At 40.9% G+C, this 418-nt stretch carries 1 pseudogene; it reads right to left on the bottom strand.

What is annotated here, in order from left to right:
• Window positions 1-418 (bottom strand): annotated as a pseudogene (locus RVS70_RS22775) (hypothetical protein); the annotation flags it as partial.

Genomic DNA, 418 nt, shown 5'->3' with positions numbered 1-418 from the left:
GATAAAGGAAGAAACCACTTCAGGACAGATGTTTTTGGCAGTGTGATTCTTTCCATTAGCTTAATGCGTTCTAAGTATAAAAGGCCCAGCATAAAGAAGCCGATCAGCACGATACGGAGGACGGCAAAAGTGGCATCATATGGCGTAAAGGTATCAAGAATCGTAATATACGCTACTGTCATCATAAAGACAAACAAAATTCTTCTCTGGTCAATCACCCAATAATGCAGGAGATAGACCAGCAGCCACAGCAGCACAAAAAACAGCAGGGTCCGAAAAGAAGGAATCATGTCATTCCATTGCCCTGATTGAATCAGCGTGATATTCAGATAGACATCCTGCAAAAAAGAGCTGATCCAGCTCAAGTCTAATATAGATCCTTGATAAAACAGGATGTGTATCGAGAGCAATGTAAATA

The organism is Virgibacillus sp. M23, from assembly GCF_034190895.1.
Taxonomy (GTDB): domain Bacteria; phylum Bacillota; class Bacilli; order Bacillales; family Amphibacillaceae; genus Virgibacillus; species Virgibacillus salarius.
The sequence above is the reverse complement of the archived record's forward strand: the minus strand, read 5'-3'. Positions and strand labels throughout refer to the sequence as shown.